The organism is Micromonospora sp. MH33 (assembly GCF_003013775.1).
Lineage (GTDB): Bacteria > Actinomycetota > Actinomycetes > Mycobacteriales > Micromonosporaceae > Micromonospora > Micromonospora fulviviridis.
Window position 1 is genome coordinate 1 of record NZ_MUYZ01000138.1, and the last position, 16,447, is coordinate 16,447.

A 16,447-nucleotide genomic window follows, 5' to 3' on the forward strand; every position below is an offset into this window, starting at 1 on the left:
ACTCGATTCCTTGGACATGGAGCGTCGCCGGGAGGGTACGCCTCCCGACGCTCATCCACAGGTTTCGAGCATTGCTCACTGGATGCACCCGTTTTCCCTCTGGACGAGGTGTTGCGCGCATGTCGGGCGCCACTGATCCACAGCAAGACACCACTGTGTCACCGAATGTACGGAGGGAACCACGTGAAGCGGAAGCGCACGTTCCTAGCTACCGTGTTAGCCGTCGGTCTAGCGGGTCTGCTTGCCCCTCTCGTCAGCCCGTCTCCGGCGAGCGCTGCCCAGTCGGACTGCCCGTCGAATGAGTTCTGCCTCTGGAAGGACATCAATTTCACTGGAAGCCGGACTGTCTTAGACGGCAGCTACTTCCCCTGGCTCGAGATCCAGGGGGACTGGAACGACAAAGCTAGCTCTGCCTACAACCGCTCCGGCAACACCTGGTGCCTATACGAGCACTCAAATTTCGGTGGCCGGCGCTTGGTGTTCCCGCCGAACTCGCAGATCCATGACTTCCGCAACTACGGCTGGAACGACATCGCCAGCAGTGCCCAGAAGTGTTGACCCAGCCTGACGCGGACCAGGAGCGCTACCCAGAAGTTGGCTACCCCCATAAGCCGTAGATCTCCGGCCAGTGACGGTGCGTAGGACTTCGGGGAAGTCCAACGCCTGACTGACTTCGGTGAAGTCAGTCAGGCGTTGGCGTCAGCCGGTGTCGAGAATCTTTCCGTCGGTCAGCTCACCGCCCGGTGGTTGTGTACGCCGGTGATCGCGGCGGTGCCCATCAGGAGCCCGCGCGCTGTCGGTTGGAGCCAGCCCGTTGAGCGGGGCGAAGATCCCCGACGAACGCCTGCTCACTGTGCTCATACGACGGCACGAGGGCAGCAGCCAGCAACGCCAGCTCACCGGCCACGATCAACGGCACGGCTTTCCACAGCCGCTGGCGCGTGCCCGGTTGCGCCACGCGGGCGGCGGTGGCGAACACGAGTGCGCCACTGCGGGCGAGGATGTAGCAGATCGCGAACACGACCGGCCCGGAGAGCCCGCCGGCGCGGTCGATGAATGCCTCCCTGGCCGTCAGGCCCAATACGAACAGCGTCGCGCTGAGCCCGAACATGAACACCGGCATGATGCCCCGGTCCAGCCGCAGGATGTTGCCCAGCCACGCGTACGGCGCCCAACACCCCCACAAGCAGCAGCAGACCACGAGGCAAGCCGGCCGGATTAAGCTGTTCGGCGGTCACACCCGTGACGTTCAGAAACGCGAACACGAAAATCAGATCCAGGAACAACTCCAGCCGAGTAACACTGCCCTCCCCCTGAGCCAGCTGAAGTCGACCGAATCTCCGCACGGACCTCACTCTGCCAACCGGCCGCCCCCGCGACAGTTGATCGCCTCAGGGAGGCGGAAGTTGGGACGGTGGCACACACCCGGGTGCCCAGCTCCGGCAGCGCGTCGCGAAGGGGCGATCGCGAGTGTCAGCGCAGTGCAACCTCGCCCACGTGGACTGCACGCATCGCGCGTTCGACGGTTTCCTGGTTCTCGCCCACCGGAGCCGCGTAGTCGATGACATCGCGCGCGGCGTCCTCCCCGAGCAGCCGGGTGATCACCCACGCGGCGAGATACTGGGACGCCAGGCAACCGCCCGCCGTAGCGATGTTCCCGGCTGGACCGGGTGTCTTCTGTGGAGGGCGTACTGCTCAACACTGCCGGCGCCGGGCTGGCCGCGCTGGCGTCGCGCCGCTGGTGGCGCGCTACGGCGGGAGCGTCGTCAGATCGACCCCGACCGGTCCCGGTACCGGGACGCTGAGCCGCCCAGCCGGGGTCGGCAACGGTCTCGGCGATGCGGGTCAGCCAGTGCAGGTCGTTGGCCCGAGACTCCGGACTGGCCCCGGGGTCGAGGATGCTGTAGACGAACATCAGGTCCCGCTCGCCCGGCGCGAGGATCGGCCCATCCCGGTCCAAGACGTGCAGTGGACCATCACCGTCGGCGACCAGGGTGCAGGGGTGGACGTCGGCGTGGCAGATGACGTGTCGACCGGCCCGGTCGGCGAAACAGATGGGCGGATCGATCAGGAATCGAGAAGCCCGGGGACCCTGCCGTGCCTAGCATGATCGTCATGGACATCACCATCCACACGAGTTCCCTCCCGCATGTCGACCCGGACGAGTCGCTGGCCTTCTACCGCGACGTCCTCGGCTTCGAGGTCCGCAACGACGTCGGCCAGGGCAAGATGCGCTGGATCACGGTCGGCCCCGTCGGCCAGCCCGACACGTCCATCCTCCTGGCGCCGCCGGCCACCGATCCCGGGATCACCGAGGACGAGCGCCGCACCATCGCCGAGATGATGGCCAAGGGCACCTACGGCTGGATCCTGCTGGCCACCCGGGACCTCGACGGCACCTTCGAGAGGGTGCAGGCCGGCGACGCCGAGGTCGTCCAGGAGCCGACCGAGCAGCCGTACGGCATCCGCGACTGCGCCTTCCGTGACCCGGCGGGCAATCTGGTCCGCATCCAGGAGCTTCGCTGACACGTCCGGTCATCCATCCGCCCGTCAAGGCCGGCGCCTCGGGCATCGAGGAAAGGACTTCCCTCATGTGTCACCCCTCGTGGGGGCGCGCACGCGCGCACGCGCAGCGCCTGACCGACCTCACCCGGCTGCGCCGCGTCCGGGACCGGATCGACCGGGAGTACACGCAGCCGCTGAACGTCGAGGCGCTCGCCCGCGGCGTGAACATGTCGGCCGGGCACCTCAGCCGCCAGTTCCGGCTGGCCTACGGCGAGTCGCCGTACTCCTATCTGATGACCCGGCGGATCGAGCGCGCGGCGGCGCTGCTGCGTCGCGGCGACCTCAGCGTCACCGAGGTCTGTTTCGCGGTCGGCTGCTCGTCGCTGGGCACCTTCAGCAGCCGCTTCACCGAGTTGGTCGGCGTACCGCCCAGCGCCTACCGGCGCCGTGCGGAGGGCGTGGCGGCGGGGATGCCGCCATGCGTGACGAAGCAGGTGAGCAGGCCGGTCAGGAACCAGGAAACGCCGGTCGCCGCAGCGCTCCTGGCGTGATGACCACGGCCACCCGGCAGATCGACGAGATGGGGAAGCATGACGGACGCGCCGCCACGTGGGCTTGAGGAGAGGCTGCGGGACACCCGCGCGAAACTGGAGAGCGACATCGATCTCTGGGTCGCGACGTCGGGCTTCCCGGGCGGCGTCCATCTCATCCCGCTCTCGTACCTCTGGGACGGCACCGCGTTCCTCATCTCGACGCCGCGCGCCTCGGTCACCGGCCGTAACCTGCTGGCGGACGGGCGGGTGCGACTCAGCCTCGGGCCGACCCGCGACGTCGTCATCGTCGAGGGTGTCGCCGAGCCGGTGGACATCCCGGACCTCGCCCCGGAGACGGGCGACGCGTTCGCGACCAGGACGGGTTTCGACCCGCGCGAGCTCGACGAGCCCTACCAGTACTTCCGGATCCGGCCGCGGCGCATCCAGGCCTGGCGGGAGGCGAACGAGCTTCGGGGACGCGACCTCATGCGCGACGGCCGCTGGCTCGGCTGACCGCCAGCGGCCATTCGCGCCGATCCTGAAGACGTCGACGGAGATAGCGCGTTCGCGAACCCCGCCTGGGGCTCGCGTGCGGCCTCTTCGTCAACGTGGCGGTGCTGTGCCACTGACGGCTCAGCCCAGCCGGTCCAGGAGCTCCCGCGAGCGCCGTACCACCAGGGCCGTCGCGTCGGCGTCGTAGGACGGCAGCGAGCTGTCGGTGAACAGGTGTGCCTCGCCCGGGTAGACGAACAGTTCGCCCCGCTCGGGTCCGACGATCCCGACCAGCTCGCGGGCGGAGTCGATGTCGCCCTCCAGGGCGAAGAACGGGTCCCTGTCCATGCCGTGGATCTGCACCGGGACCGCCTCGGGCCACGGGCCGACGGCCCATTCGCCGGTGACCGGCAGGCAGGACTCGTAGAGCAGGGCGCCGCGGGCGCCGGACCGGGTCTGGGCGAGCCGTTGCGCGGTGGCGGCACCCCAGGAGAAACCGGCGTAGACGAGCTCCTTCGGCAGGTCGGCCACGACCCGGTCGGCGCGCTCGTCGAGCACCTCGCCACCGATGCGCTTGGTCAGCGCGGCGCCCTCGTCGATGGTCGCCGGCCGCTCGCCGTCGAACAGGTCGGGGGTGTGCACGGTGTGCCCGCCGGCGCGCAGCTGGTCGGCGAAGGCGCGTACGCCGTCGGTGAGCCCCTGCAGGTGATGGAAGAGGACGATGTCGGCCATCTCTAGACTCCTGTCAACGAACCAGAGCGATCGAATGATCCAGAATTCTAGAACGGTCGAGAAATGTCGGTCAATCAGCAGATCCCGGATTACGACCTCCCCGAGATGCTCGTGGTCACCGCACCCGAACAGTTGCGGGCGCTGGCCGACCCGCTGCGCGCCACCCTTCTGGAGCTGGTCCTGGAGCGGGCCGCCACGGTCAACGAGATGGCCCGGGCGGTCGACCGTCCGAAGAGCAGCGTGGCCTACCACGTGAACCTGCTGGTCGACGCCGGCCTGCTCCAGGTTGTGCGGACCCGGCGGGTCCGGGCGATCGAGGAGCGGTTCTACGGCCGGGTCGCCCGCACCTTCTACGTCGGGGTGCTCAACCGGCCCGAGGACAAGCAGGTCGTGGCGCGCATCAACGGCCTCGCCGAGGCGGCCGCCGAGGCCGCCCCGGCCCACGCCGCGGACGACCTGCGGTGCACGCTCGTCCACGCGCGCATCCCGATCGAGGAGGTGCGGACGTTCTGGGCGGAGGTCCAGGCGCTCGCCCGCCGCTTCGCCCAGATCCCCCGGTCCGGGGACCAGGTGTACGGCTTCGTCGCCGGCCTCTATCCCACCGACGCGCCCACCCTCCCGGACACTGACCGGGACCCGGCCGACCGACCCGACCGGGACGCCGGTCAGTAGCGGGGGGCCGCGTCGGCCAGCACCTCGCGCAGTGCGTGGGAGGCCTGCCGGACGATTCCCGGGTTGGTGTCCCAGTAGTAGGGCAGGGCGATCACGGCCTGGAGCAGCGCCCAGCCCCGGCCGCGCAGCCAGGAGGCGTCGTCCACCGCCAGTTCGGTGCGGAACCGGGCGCGACTACGGCCGGTGAAGATGTTCCACGCCGGCTGCAGGTCGCAGGCCGGGTCCCCGACGTTGAGCCCGCCGAAGTCGATGACCGCGGAGAGCCGGCCGTCGACCACCAGCAGGTTGCCGGGCAGCAGGTCGCCGTGCAGCCAGACCCCGGGGCCGTCCCAGGCCGGCGCGTCCAGCGACTCCTCCCAGGCCCGCAGCACCGCGCCGCCGTCGACCCGGTCGCCGAGCCGGCGTACCGCGTCCCGGACCCCGTCGTCCAGCTCGGCGAGGTCCGCGCCCCGGGCGCGGGGCGGTCGGGGGTACGCGCCGGTGGTGTCGATCCGCCGCAGCGCGGCGACGAAGGCGGCCAGGTCGACCGCCGCCCGGTCCAGGTCGTCGAGACCGGTGGTGGCGGCGTTTTCGCCGGGCAGCCACTCGTAGACCGACCAGTCGAACGGGTAGCCCTCGGCGGGGCGGCCCATGGCCACCGGCACGGGCAGGGCGAGCGGCAGGTGCGGGGCCAGCCGGGGCAGCCACTCGGCCTCCCGGGCCGCCTGCCTCGTGGCCCAGCCGATCCGCGGCAGCCGCACGGCCAGGTCGTCGCCGAGCCGGTAGATGTCGTGGTCCGTCCCGTACGACGGAACGAGGCGGAGCGGCCGGTCGGCCCAGTGCGGGAACTGCCCGGCGAGCAGCCGACGGACCAGGTCGACGTCGGTCTGCACCTCGTCGGCGTGCATCTTCATCCGGCTCACGCCGATCATCCTGGATCGGCCCAGGCGCGGGACGCAAACGAGTTCAGTCCGCCCGGCGGCGCCAGGTCAGCGTCATGCCGAGGACCGCCAGGCCGGCTGGCAGGGCCGCCACCAGCAGTCCCCGCCACAGCTCCAGCCGCAGGCGCAGGGCGAGCCGGCGGTCCGGCTCCCGGGTCACCGTGTACTGCTGACCGGGCGAGCCGGGGTCGAGCCGGCAGGAGAGCCGGTAGGTGCCGGCGGCCGGGGCGGCGAAGCCGAAAATCGAGGTCCAGAGGGTGTCGTCGGTGGCGACCTCGATCCACACCAGGTGCCCGGCCGCGGTCGCCGGCACCGGTCGGCCGTCCGGCCCGGCGACCCGGCAGCGCTCCCGGTCGGGCGCGGTGGTCGGCCGGGTGGCCCAGACCGCGTACCGGCCGGCATGGTCCAGGTCGACGCTGAAATCGTCGTAGGTCCGTCCGGTGAGCCGGAGCGGGACGGGCGTGGGTTCGGCGTGGGGCGAAATGGCCCGTTGGACGGCCGGCACGGTCGCTGCCACGCCGAGGCAGCCGACGAGCACGAGGATCCCGGCCAGCACCAGCGCCACCCGCCTGCCCACGTGGCCAGCCTAGGGCCGGGCCGGTGCCGGCGCGTGCCCGCGGCAGGCTAGCGTCGGTGCGTGAGCACCGGATCCCCGCGCGTCCTGCCGGCCGAGAGCGGCATCGCCGAGGCCGCCGCCGTCCTGCGCTCGGGCGGGCTGGTCGCCTTCCCCACCGAGACGGTCTACGGTCTGGGCGCGAACGCCCTGGACGCCCGGGCCGCGGCCCGGATCTTCGAGGCGAAGGCCCGACCCAGCTTCGACCCGCTGATCAGCCACCTGGCCGACGCCGCCGACCTGCCCGGTCTGGTCGGCGCGGTGCCGCCTGCGGTGGCCGCGCTGGTGGCGCGCTTCTGGCCCGGCCCGCTCACCCTGATCGTGGACCGGCCGGCGGCGATCCCGCCGATCGTCACGTCCGGCCTGGACACCATGGCGGTCCGGGTGCCGGACGAGCCGTCCGCGCGGGCGTTGATCGCCGCCGCCGGGGTGCCGGTGGCGGCGCCGAGCGCCAACCGGTTCGGGCAGCTCAGCCCCACCCGGGCCGAGCACGTGGTGGCCGGGCTGGGCGCCGCCGTGGACGTGGTGCTCGACGGCGGGCCGACCCGGTGCGGGATTGAGTCGACCATCGTGGACGCGCGGGGCGACCGGCCGGTGGTGCTCCGGCTGGGCGCGCTGCCGGTGGAGGCGCTGGTCGAGGCGGTCGGCCCGGTGGAGGTACGCCAGGGCAGCTCGGGCCAGCCCGTCGCACCCGGGACGCTGGCCGCGCACTACGCCCCGCGTACCCCGTTGCGGCTGGGCGCGGCGGCCGAGGGGGACGGCGGCCGGCGGGGATTCCTGGCCTTCCGGGAGCCGCCGGCCGAGGGTGACTGGGCGGCGGTGGAGGTGCTGTCGCCCGAGGGTGACCTGACCGTGGCGGCCGCGCGGCTCTTCGACGCCCTGCACCGGCTCGACGCCACCGGGGTGACCGAGATCGTGGCCGAGCCGGTCCCCGAGGTCGGCGTGGGCCGGGCGATCAACGACCGGCTGCGGCGGGCCGCCGCCACCTGGCACTGACCCCTCAGAGGGCCAGTTCGCCGACCACCTGATCGCCGCTGACCTCGCCGGTGAGCCGGAAGCGGAGGCGGCGGTAGAAACGTTCCGGGCCGTGCGGGCCGGGCGCCCAGGTGACGAACATCCGGTCCGCGCCCCGGCGGCGCAGCTCGTCGGCGAGCGCCGCCACGGCGAACCGCCCGTAGCCTCGACCCTGCTGGTCCGCGGCGATGTTCAGCCGCCAGAGGCCGGAGCGGACGTCGGTCGCGTCTCGACCCCACTGGACGTCGAGGAAGCCCATGAGAAAGCCCACCGGGCGGTCGTCGTCGACGATCAGCCGGGGCCAGGCGACCGCCGGCTGGGCGTACGCCTCGGCGAGCGACCGGGCGACCGGGGCGACCAGCCCCTCCTGGTCGGGACGGACGGCGATCGCGCAGGCGGCCAGGACGTTGTCCGGGGTGATCTGCTCCAGGCGGGGTGACGGCACGGCGGCACCCTAGCCGCCGCGCCGGCCCTCCAGCGACCGCCTTACGCCAGCTGGTGAGCGACCTCCAGGTTGACGTAGCGGGGTTCGCCGCTGGCCAGCCGCCGCACCTGCTCGGCGTATGCGCCGGTCTCCGGGCGCCCGCTGTGCGCCATGGCCTGCTCGTAGCTGTCGAACTCGGCGACCATCACGAAGTGGCCCGGCTTGTCCCGGTCCTCGGCGAGGGTGACCCGGGCCGGCCCGGGGGACGGGTGATCGCGCGTCCACTCCTCGCTGAGTCGGCGTACTTCGTCGGGGCGGTCGGTCTGGTACTCGACGACCTGCACAAAGGGCATCTCCATCACCTCCACGAGCGGTGTTCCCACCGGTCCGCCGTCCATGTCGGCGGCATGGCCGCGGCCGCCGGGGGTAGGAGGTACGGGTAACAACCCCCCGAAAGTGAGGTGTCATGCCAATGCCGACCGCACGCGAGATCATGACAAGCGACGTGAGTTGTGTCCGGGAGCAGGACGACCTCCGGACCGCCGCCCGGCGGATGGCCGAGCTCGGGGTGGGCTCGCTGCCCATCTGCGGCGACGACAACCGCCTCAAGGGCATGGTGACCGACCGGGACATCGTGGTGAAGGTGCTGGCCCAGGGGAAGGATCCGGCCGACGTGACCGCCGGTGAGCTGGCCCAGGGCGAGGCCGTGACCATTGGCGCGGACGACGACGCCGCCGAGATCCTGCGGACCATGGGCCAGCACAAGGTACGCCGGCTGCCGGTGATCGACGGGCACGACCTCGTCGGCATCGTGGCCGTCGCCGACGTGGCCCGCTCGCTGCCGGAACGCCCGGTGGGCGACCTCATCGAGGCGATCTCCGAGCGCGCCTGACCGCGCCGCCGACCGTTCGCCGCCCCTCCGGCCCGCGCCGGGGAGGGCGGCGAGCCGCATCAGGACGTCAGCGGCACGGTCTCGCCCCGGTGGATGGTGCGGACCTGCCGGAGGAAGCCGCGCCGCCGGGCCTCCTCGACGAAGTGCCGCAGCGGGGAGCGGAACACCGGGTAGTCGTCGTAGTGGACCGGCACGGTGAGCCGGGGCCGGATCAGCTCCACGACGTCGGCGCCCTGCCGCGCGTCCATGGTGAGCAGGATGCCGGCGACCTTCGTGCCGCCGAGGTGGATCAGCATGGCGTCGATGTCCGGAAACCGTTCGGGGATCTGTGCGAGCTGCGGCCGGCGCAGTGTGTCGCCGGTGACGTAGAGCCGGAACCGCCGTTCGCCGGTGTGTTCCAGGTCGATCAGGGTGCCCATCACGTCGGGCAGCAGCCGGTCCAGCGCGCCGGGCCCGTGCTGGCCGGGCAGGGCGGTCAGCCGCAGCGTCTCGTTCCCGCGGCGCAGCTCGTACGAGCGCCAGGTGGGCAGGCCCTCCGCCGCCCGGAAACCCCAGCGGCGCAGCTTCCGTTCCGCCTCGGGCGTGGTGACGATCGGCAGGGCGCGGTCCAGGCCGCGCCGGGCCACCCGGTCGAAGTGGTCGCCGTGCAGGTGGGACAGGACCACGGCGTCCAGCGTGGGCAGCTCGGGGATGGTCAGCGCCGGGTCGGTGCTGCGCTTCGACCAGAGTCCCCTGCCGAGGTAGGCCCGCTGGCCGCGGTGCAGGAAGTTCGGGTCGGTGAGCAGCGTGAATCCGCCGAGCCGCAGTACCGTCGTGGCCGTACCGATGAAGGTCACCTCAGGCGCCATGCTCCTCGCCGTACCCCTGATCGGTTTCCCCATGCGAGTCGTGGGCGCGCTGGGGCAGGCGGTCGACCAGCCGGGTCAGCGCGCCGTTGGCGAAGGTGGCGCCGAGCGCGGAGCCGGCGGCGATGCTCCAGCCCACCGGGCCGAGCGGGGTGCAGCCGAAGAACTGGCTGACCCCGGGCGTCTGCACCACAGCGATCAGCACGCCGATCGAGGCGGCGGTGGAGGCCAGCACGGTGGGGCTGGTGCCGCCGGCCAGCACGGTCTGGCCGAGCTGGGTGCCGACCAGCGAGGCGAGCGCGACCGTGCCCGCCCGGCGCTCGCGGCCGGTCCACCGGGCGAGCGTCCACCCGGCGGTCGCGCCGAGCGTGGTGGCGCCGGCCCGGAGCGCGATCTCCCGGGTCAGCGTCTCGCCCAGCGAGGTGTCCGGTCCCTCCCGCAGCAGGTGGTCGGCCCCGTCGGAGGCGGGCGGGCGGACCGCGATGGCCAGCGCGGGTACCAGGTCGGTGAGCAGGTTGACCAGGAGCAGTTGCCGGCCGGTGAGCGCCGACCGGCCGGTGCTGGCGGCGGTCAGCACGCTGAACGCGATCTCGCCGAGGTTGCCGCCGACCAGGATGCTCAGCGCGTGGCGGACCGACGACCACATGGCCCGCCCCTCCACCAGGGTCGCGATGATCGTCTCCAGCCGGTCGTCGGTGACCACCAGGTCCGCGGCGGCGCGGGCCGCCGGGGTGCCGCGCTGGCCGAGTGCGATGCCCACGTCGGCGAGCCGGATGGCCGGCGCGTCGTTGGCGCCGTCGCCGGTCATCGCCACCGTCCGCCCCCGGTGTTGCAGCGCCTGGATGATCCGCACCTTGTGCGCCGGGGTGCAGCGGGCCACCACGTCGGTGGCCATCAGCCGTTCCGCGAGGGCCTCGTCGTCGAGCCGGTCCAGCTCGGTGGCGGTGACCACCCGCTGCTCCCCGTGGTCGGGGCTGATGGTGTCGGCGATCGCCTCGGCGGTGGCCGGGTGGTCTCCGGTGATCATGATGGTGTGCACGCCGGCCTGCCGGATCCGCCGCACCGCGGGCGCGGCGCTCTCCCGCACCCCGTCGGCGAGAGCCAGGAAGCCGACGAAGACCAGCCCGTCGACCTGCTCGTCGGTCACCGACTCGGCGCCCACCGGGCACTCGGCCACGGCCAGGATGCGGTGCCCGGCCCCGGCCCGTTCGGCGAGCATCGCGTGCAGCGCGTCCCGGCCGGCCGGATCCAGCGGCGTGTCACCCTGGGCGGTCCGCCGCGCGGCGCAGCGCGGCAGCACCGACTCGGGCGCGCCCTTCACGCTGAGCCGCAGCCCGTCGGCGGTCCGGCCGACCGTGGCGTGGTACGGGCCGGCCGGGTCGCAGCGGTCGCCGAAGAGCATCCAGCGGATGCTCGGGCGCAGCGCGCGCAGCAGCGCGTGCGGCGGGCGCCAGGCGCCGCAGCGGGCCAGCACCCCGGCGCCGGTGGTCTCGGCGAGCCGGATCAGCCGGGCGATCCGGGGGGAGAGCCCGTAGGCGGTGTGGGTGTGCCCCTCGGCGGTGGTGGAGACGAAGACCAGGCCGGCGGTGCGGCCGGCGAAGTGCTCGGGGTGGCGGTGGGCGTACTCCATCACGGTCATTCCGCCCATCGAGTGCCCCACCAGCACGATTCGCCCGGACGGGACGATCTGGTCGACCACGGCGGCCAGGTCGTCGCCGAGCTGGGCCAAGGTGGCGGTGCGCAGCGTCATGCAGCTCGACCGGCCGTGCCCGCGGGCGTCGTAGGTCACCACCCGGACCCGCCCGCCGAATCGGTCGCGCAGGTCGGCGAGCTGCCGGTGCCAGCTCCGCCCGTCCAGCGTCCAGCCGTGCAGCAGGATCGCGGTGACCTCCGCGTCGACCGGTCCGGTCGCCGCCACGTGCAGGCGTACGCCGTCGGGTAGGCGCACCTCCAGGTGCTCCGGCATGAGTCCACCTCCCGGGCCGACCGGTGTCTGTCACACCGGAGTGACCCGGCGGTAACACCGGCGTACCCGTCATGACAACACGGCAACCGGGGTGGTGAGAAGATTCCCAACCCGGCTTCGCGGCGTCCGATCGGTGACCAGGCTGTAGGGCATGCCGCCCACCGCCGCCGCCCGGACGCCCCGGGCCGCCCTGGCCGAGCTGCTCGCCGGCAACCGGCGCTTCGTCAGCGGGCAGCCGGTGCACGGCCACGACGTCACCGCCGCCGCGGCGGTGGCCTCCGGCGACCAGCAGCCGTACGCGGTGCTGCTGGGCTGCATCGACTCGCGGGTGCCGCTGGAGGCGATCTTCGACCAGACGTTCGGCTCGATCTGCGTGATCCGCACCGGCGCGCACGTGCTCGACCGGGCGGTCTGCGGCTCGATCGAGTACGTGGTCGGGCAGCTCGGCGTGCGGCTGGTGATGGTGCTCGGGCACGAGCGCTGCGGCGCGGTGGGCTCCGCGGTCGACGCGCTGCGCAGCGGGCGGCGGCCGGGCGGCTCGCTGCGCTACGTGGTGGACCGGATCGCGCCCGCGGTCCACGAGGTCGGCGTGGACGACCCGGACGCACACCCCCTCGCCATCCGCCGGCACGTCCGCCGCACGGTGGCGACCCTGCGCGCCGACGACCTGCTGGCCGGGCCGGTCACGGCCGGGGAGGTCGCCGTGGTCGGCGCCCTCTACGACCTGGCCACCGGTGAGGTGGCGCTGCTGCCGGAGGAGTGAGCAGACAGAACCGCCCGCCGGGGTGACCCCCGGCGGGCGGTTCGTGGTGTCGCGGGTGAGGGCGCTCAGCCCTCGAAGACGCCGGCCTCGACGAGACGCTTCTCGGTCTTGTCCCAGCCGTGGTCCGGGTGGGTGGCGGCCAGCGCGTTGATCTCGGCGCGCAGCTTGGCGGCGTGGCCGGCGGCGGCCAGCACCCGGATCTCCTCGACGAAGGCCTCGGAGTCGGTGCGCAGGTGCGCGGTCTTGCCGTTGGTCAGGTTGCGCACGTAGGCGTGCTTGCCGCCGTTGAGCGGGATCAGGTACTTGAACTCGCCCAGCACGCTGAGGGCGCCACCCTGGCCAGCCTGGCCGGCCCGGACTGACGCGCGCGCGGTCTTAGAGGTGTTGCTCGCCACGGAGGTACTCCTTGCAGACGTACGGGAGGACGGAAAACGTCCGGGGGCTGTATGTGCGGTTTGACGCCCGGGGTGAGCGTCAGCCCGCGAAGACGTGCGGCGGCACAGAACCGCCCAGAGAACTGTACACGACCTCGACGCCTGGCTGGTCGTCGCGCCGTCAGGGAGCACAACCGGGTCAGCCGCCCGGGTATTTCCCGGTCACCGGGGCCGGCGAATTTTCCGATTCGCTGGCGCACCATCCGTCACACGGGTCATCATGTGTTGCAGAGGCCACTCGGGTGGACGAGGTCGTAGGGGAAGACGCACCTCGGCTCACCGGGAGGTCACCGTGCCAACGCGTGGCGTCGTATACGTCCACTCGACCCCGCTCGCCGTGTCCTCGCACGTCGAGTGGGCGATCGCGCGCGTCCTCGCCGCGCCGGTCAACCTGCACTGGACGGCCCAGCCCGTCGATCCCGGGGCGCGCCGCGCCGAGTGCGGGTGGACCGGCAGCCCGGGGACGGGCGCCGAGCTGGCTGCTGCCCTCCGGCAGTGGCCCATGATCCGTTTCGAGGTGACCGAGGAGCCCAGCCCGGGAACCGACGGCGAGCGCTTCATGTACGTCCCGGGACGCGGCCTGTTCCGGGCCACCGTCGGCGCGGCCGGGGACATCCAGCTCGGCGAGGACCGGCTGCGCAGCATCATGGCGTCCGCCCGGGCCCCGGAGGCGCTCGCGCACGCCCTGGACAAGGCGCTCGGCACCGCCTGGGACGCCGAGCTGGAGCCCTACCGCTACGCCGGGGACGGCGCCCCCGTGACGCTGCTCACCCGGGTGGGCTGACGGAAGGTCAAGTTGCCCCGATACGGTGGGGCGCGTGTCGATTTCCCCGCGTCGCGCCGGCGTCGCGCTCGCCGCACTGACCGCGCTGCTCGTCTCCGGGTGCTCCGGTGAGCCGGAACGATCCCGACCCACCCCGTCGAGCCCGGCGCCGGCCCCGTCGTCGGCCGCCCCCACGCCGACCGCCGCCGACCCGGCCGCCCGGGCGGCCGCCCTGGTGGCGACGCTCTCCGACGAGGACCTGGTCGGCCAGGTGCTGATGCCGTACGCGTACGGCAGCTCGGCCACCAAGGTCTCGCCCGGGTCGGCGGCCGGCAACCGGGCGCTGGCCGGGGTCGACACCCCCGCCGAGATGGTCGCCAAGTACCGCCTCGGCGGGCTCATCCTGGTCGGCTTCAGCGCCGACGACCCCACCTCGGGCAACCAGGAGACCACCAACGTCGACAACCCGAAGCAGGTCCGCGCGCTGACCGACGGGCTGCGCGAGGCCGCCGGCCGGCTGCCCGCCGGCCCCGCCCCCTTCCTGATCGGCACCGACCAGGAGTACGGCGTGGTCACCCGGATCACCGACGGGGTGACCCTGCTGCCCAGCCCGCTGGCCGCCGGGGCGGCCGGCAACCCGGCGCTGACCGAGGCCGCCTGGCGGGCCGCCGGCGCCGAGCTGGCCGCCATGGGCGTCAACCTCGACTTCGCCCCGGTCGCCGACGTGCTGGCCACCCGCAGCACGGTGATCGGCTCCCGCTCCTTCGGCGCCGACCCGAAGACCGCCTCGGCGCAGGTGGCCGGCGCGGTCCGCGGATTGCAGGCCGAGGGGGTCGCGGCCAGCGTCAAGCATTTCCCCGGGCACGGGCTGACCGCCGCCGACTCGCACACCGACCTGCCGGTGGTCAGGCAGTCCCGCGCCGTGCTGGACCGCACCGCGTTCCCGCCCTTCCACGCCGGGATCGACGCCGGCGCCATGGCGGTGATGTCAGCCCACCTGGACGTCAAGGCGATCGACCCGGGCACCCCGGCCACCTTCTCCCGCAAGCTCCTCACCGACGTGCTCCGCGGCCAGCTCGGCTTCCAGGGCGTGGTGATCACCGACGGGATGAACATGGCGCCGGCCAAGCGGTGGTCGCCGGGGGAGGCCGCGGTCCGGGCGTTGAACGCCGGCAACGACCTCATCCTGATGACCCCGAACGTGGGCCAGGCGTACGACGGGCTGCGGGCCGCGCTCAAGGACGGCTCGCTGCCCCGGACCCGGCTGGTCGATGCGGTCACCCGGGTGCTGACCATGAAGTTCAAGCTGGCCGACCGGCCGGCACCGGCGCTGTCGACGCTGGACAGCGCCGCGCACCGCAAGGCCGCCGCCGACCTGGCCGCCGCCGCGGTGACCATGCTGCGCGGTCGCTGCGGCAGCCGGCTGACCGGCCCGGTCACCGTCACCGCCGCCGCCGGGCGGGACCGCACCAAGGCCGCGCTGGCCGAGGCGCTCACCGCCGCCGGGGTGAAGGTGGTGCCGAGCGGCGGCACGGTGGTGCACCTCGTCGGGTACGGCGACGGGAGCAAGGACCTCCGCGCCGACGCCACCGTGACGGTGGCCATGGACACCCCGTACGTGCTGGCCGGAGCCAAGTCGCCGACCCTGCTGGCCACCTACTCCTCCACCCGGGCGTCGATGACCGCGCTGGCCGCGGTGCTCGCCGGCAAGGCCCGCCCGACCGGCCGCTCCCCGGTGCCGGTGTCCGGCCTGCCGGCCACCACCTGCGGCACCTGACCGGGTCGGCGCCCGGCGACCCACCCGGCCCTGACCTGCCCGACTGGTAGCGTCGGCCCCGTCCGCCGCCGCCAGGGAACCGGGGGTCGAGTGTCGTGACCGCGCCGCAGCCGGCCCTGTCCGTGGTGGTGCCGATGTTCAACGAGGAGGCCGTCCTCCGGCTGCTCGCCGTCCGGCTGCGCGGCGTGCTGGACGGGCTGGGCGAGGCGTACGAGGTGGTGGCCGTCGACGACGGCAGCACCGACGGCACCCCGGCGGCGCTGGCCGCGCTCCGGGTCGGCTGGCCGGAGCTGCGGGTGCTCCGGCTGCGCCGCAACAGCGGGCACCAGGCCGCCCTGCACGCCGGCCTGCTCCGCGCCCGGGGCGCGTACGTGGCCAGCATCGACGCCGACCTCCAAGATCCGCCCGAGGTGATCGTCGAGCTGCTCCGCCGGGCCCGCGCCGACAGCCTGGACGTCGTCTACGCCGTGCGGGCCGACCGCAGCCGGGACACCCGGTTCAAGAGGTGGACCGCGGGCGGCTACTACCGCCTGGTCCGGCGGTTGGTCGGCGAGCAGGTCCCCGCCCAGGCCGGCGACTTCCGGCTGCTCAGCCGGGCCGTCGTGGAGGCGCTGCGGGAGCTGCCCGAGCGGGGCCCGGTGCTCCGGCTGGTGGTGCCCTGGCTCGGCTTCCCCAGCGGCGAGGTGACCTACGAGCGGCAGGAGCGCGCCGCCGGCCGGACGAAGTACCCGCTGTCCCGGATGGCCGGCCTGGCCGCCGAGAGCGTCACCAGCTTCTCCGCCGCCCCGCTGCGGATGGCCACCTGGCTGGGCCTGGTCGGGGTGGCGGTCTGCGGGGTGCTCGTGGTGGTGGCGGTGCTGGCCTGGTTCGCCGGCGCCACGGTCAGCGGCTGGCCCTCGCTCTACGTGGCGATCCTCTTCCTCGGCGCGGTGCAGCTGCTCTGCCTCGGCCTGCTCGGCGAGTACGTGGCCCGGATCTACACGGCCGTGCAGGGCCGGCCCGCCTACCTGGTGGCCGGCGACAGCGCCGCCGCCGGGCCGGCCCGTCCGGACCCCGCCGAGCTGGCCGACAGCCTGCGGTGACCGCCCTCGCCGCCGGCGCC

At 73.3% G+C, this 16,447-nt stretch carries 21 protein-coding genes; 11 read left to right on the top strand and 10 right to left on the bottom strand.

The features are described 5' to 3' along the window. The first annotated feature begins 183 nt into the window (after nt 1-183). Nucleotides 184-558, top strand: coding sequence for a peptidase inhibitor family I36 protein (locus B0E53_RS20445; RefSeq protein ID WP_168215375.1), 375 nt, complete (start codon nt 184-186; stop codon nt 556-558). Between the two features lie 220 nt (nt 559-778). On the opposite strand, the gene B0E53_RS20450 is transcribed toward B0E53_RS20445, so the two are convergent. Beyond that, on the bottom strand, nt 779-1,201 hold the full coding sequence (locus tag B0E53_RS20450) for a low temperature requirement protein A (RefSeq protein ID WP_246835512.1): 423 nt from the start codon (nt 1,199-1,201) through the stop codon (nt 779-781). A 272-nt stretch (nt 1,202-1,473) separates the two neighbouring features. Further along, a complete protein-coding gene (locus B0E53_RS40175) occupies nt 1,474-1,605 on the bottom strand; it encodes a hypothetical protein (protein WP_281492881.1) in 132 nt (43 codons plus the stop codon). 510 nt (nt 1,606-2,115) lie between these two features. Here B0E53_RS40175 and B0E53_RS20475 point away from each other — a divergent pair. The 3 genes from B0E53_RS20475 to B0E53_RS20485 all read left to right on the top strand — a co-directional run bounded on the left by B0E53_RS20475 (nt 2,116) and on the right by B0E53_RS20485 (nt 3,551). Further along, nucleotides 2,116-2,526, top strand: coding sequence for a VOC family protein (locus B0E53_RS20475; protein WP_107077555.1), 411 nt, complete (start codon nt 2,116-2,118; stop codon nt 2,524-2,526). Nucleotides 2,527-2,591: 65 nt separating this feature from the next. Further along, the gene (locus tag B0E53_RS20480) at nt 2,592-3,056 is read left to right on the top strand and encodes a helix-turn-helix transcriptional regulator (protein WP_107077541.1); all 465 of its coding nucleotides are present in this window, start codon (nt 2,592-2,594) and stop codon (nt 3,054-3,056) included. Between the two features lie 39 nt (nt 3,057-3,095). After that, nucleotides 3,096-3,551: a pyridoxamine 5'-phosphate oxidase family protein gene (locus tag B0E53_RS20485; protein ID WP_107077542.1), complete on the top strand. Its 456-nt coding sequence runs from the start codon at nt 3,096-3,098 to the stop codon at nt 3,549-3,551. Nucleotides 3,552-3,671: 120 nt separating this feature from the next. Here the strand turns inward: B0E53_RS20485 and B0E53_RS20490 are convergent, their stop codons facing one another. Further along, nucleotides 3,672-4,262, bottom strand: coding sequence for a dienelactone hydrolase family protein (locus tag B0E53_RS20490; protein WP_107077543.1), 591 nt, complete (start codon nt 4,260-4,262; stop codon nt 3,672-3,674). A 63-nt stretch (nt 4,263-4,325) separates the two neighbouring features. Between B0E53_RS20490 and B0E53_RS20495 the strand changes: the two genes are divergently transcribed. Continuing rightward, on the top strand, nt 4,326-4,934 hold the full coding sequence (locus B0E53_RS20495) for a helix-turn-helix domain-containing protein (protein WP_107077544.1): 609 nt from the start codon (nt 4,326-4,328) through the stop codon (nt 4,932-4,934). On the opposite strand, the gene B0E53_RS20500 is transcribed toward B0E53_RS20495, so the two are convergent. Both B0E53_RS20500 and B0E53_RS20505 read right to left on the bottom strand, forming a co-directional pair. Then, nucleotides 4,928-5,827: an aminoglycoside phosphotransferase family protein gene (locus tag B0E53_RS20500; protein ID WP_246835513.1), complete on the bottom strand. Its 900-nt coding sequence runs from the start codon at nt 5,825-5,827 to the stop codon at nt 4,928-4,930. The genes B0E53_RS20495 and B0E53_RS20500 overlap by 7 nt on opposite strands. 52 nt (nt 5,828-5,879) lie before the next feature. Further along, complete coding sequence (locus B0E53_RS20505) at nt 5,880-6,431, bottom strand: hypothetical protein (RefSeq protein ID WP_146167720.1); 552 nt, start codon at nt 6,429-6,431, stop codon at nt 5,880-5,882. A gap of 84 nt (nt 6,432-6,515) precedes the next feature. Here B0E53_RS20505 and B0E53_RS20510 point away from each other — a divergent pair, with 84 nt between their 5' ends. Next, complete coding sequence (locus B0E53_RS20510; RefSeq protein WP_107077557.1) at nt 6,516-7,463, top strand: L-threonylcarbamoyladenylate synthase; 948 nt, start codon at nt 6,516-6,518, stop codon at nt 7,461-7,463. A gap of 4 nt (nt 7,464-7,467) precedes the next feature. Here the strand turns inward: B0E53_RS20510 and B0E53_RS20515 are convergent, their stop codons facing one another. Together B0E53_RS20515 and B0E53_RS20520 are read right to left on the bottom strand one after the other, a co-directional pair. Continuing rightward, nucleotides 7,468-7,926 carry a GNAT family N-acetyltransferase gene (locus B0E53_RS20515; protein ID WP_107077546.1) on the bottom strand — a complete coding sequence of 153 codons (459 nt, stop codon included), beginning with the start codon at nt 7,924-7,926 and terminating at the stop codon, nt 7,468-7,470. Between the two features lie 41 nt (nt 7,927-7,967). Further along, a complete protein-coding gene (locus B0E53_RS20520; protein ID WP_146167721.1) occupies nt 7,968-8,258 on the bottom strand; it encodes a hypothetical protein in 291 nt (96 codons plus the stop codon). 119 nt (nt 8,259-8,377) lie between these two features. Here B0E53_RS20520 and B0E53_RS20525 point away from each other — a divergent pair, with 119 nt between their 5' ends. Continuing rightward, nucleotides 8,378-8,797: a CBS domain-containing protein gene (locus tag B0E53_RS20525; RefSeq protein WP_107077548.1), complete on the top strand. Its 420-nt coding sequence runs from the start codon at nt 8,378-8,380 to the stop codon at nt 8,795-8,797. A gap of 59 nt (nt 8,798-8,856) precedes the next feature. Here the strand turns inward: B0E53_RS20525 and B0E53_RS20530 are convergent, their stop codons facing one another. Beyond that, nucleotides 8,857-9,645 carry an MBL fold metallo-hydrolase gene (locus B0E53_RS20530; protein ID WP_107077549.1) on the bottom strand — a complete coding sequence of 263 codons (789 nt, stop codon included), beginning with the start codon at nt 9,643-9,645 and terminating at the stop codon, nt 8,857-8,859. Next, nucleotides 9,635-11,608 carry an HAD-IC family P-type ATPase gene (locus B0E53_RS20535; protein ID WP_107077550.1) on the bottom strand — a complete coding sequence of 658 codons (1,974 nt, stop codon included), beginning with the start codon at nt 11,606-11,608 and terminating at the stop codon, nt 9,635-9,637. Before B0E53_RS20535 ends, B0E53_RS20530 begins: the two co-directional genes overlap by 11 nt. A gap of 151 nt (nt 11,609-11,759) precedes the next feature. On the opposite strand from B0E53_RS20535, the gene B0E53_RS20540 reads away from it, so the two are divergent. Next, nucleotides 11,760-12,371 carry a carbonic anhydrase gene (locus tag B0E53_RS20540; protein WP_107077551.1) on the top strand — a complete coding sequence of 204 codons (612 nt, stop codon included), beginning with the start codon at nt 11,760-11,762 and terminating at the stop codon, nt 12,369-12,371. 65 nt (nt 12,372-12,436) lie between these two features. On the opposite strand, the gene B0E53_RS20545 is transcribed toward B0E53_RS20540, so the two are convergent. Continuing rightward, nucleotides 12,437-12,766 carry a hypothetical protein gene (locus B0E53_RS20545; protein ID WP_107077552.1) on the bottom strand — a complete coding sequence of 110 codons (330 nt, stop codon included), beginning with the start codon at nt 12,764-12,766 and terminating at the stop codon, nt 12,437-12,439. 331 nt (nt 12,767-13,097) lie between these two features. Between B0E53_RS20545 and B0E53_RS20550 the strand changes: the two genes are divergently transcribed. From B0E53_RS20550 to B0E53_RS20560, 3 genes are all read left to right on the top strand, one after another. Beyond that, entirely contained in the window at nt 13,098-13,589 is a 492-nt protein-coding gene (locus tag B0E53_RS20550; RefSeq protein ID WP_107077553.1) for a DUF3145 domain-containing protein, read from the top strand. Nucleotides 13,590-13,623: 34 nt separating this feature from the next. Further along, nucleotides 13,624-15,345: a glycoside hydrolase family 3 protein gene (locus B0E53_RS20555; RefSeq protein ID WP_107077554.1), complete on the top strand. Its 1,722-nt coding sequence runs from the start codon at nt 13,624-13,626 to the stop codon at nt 15,343-15,345. Between the two features lie 95 nt (nt 15,346-15,440). Beyond that, nucleotides 15,441-16,427: a glycosyltransferase family 2 protein gene (locus B0E53_RS20560; RefSeq protein ID WP_281492882.1), complete on the top strand. Its 987-nt coding sequence runs from the start codon at nt 15,441-15,443 to the stop codon at nt 16,425-16,427. Nucleotides 16,428-16,447: the final 20 nt, after the last annotated feature.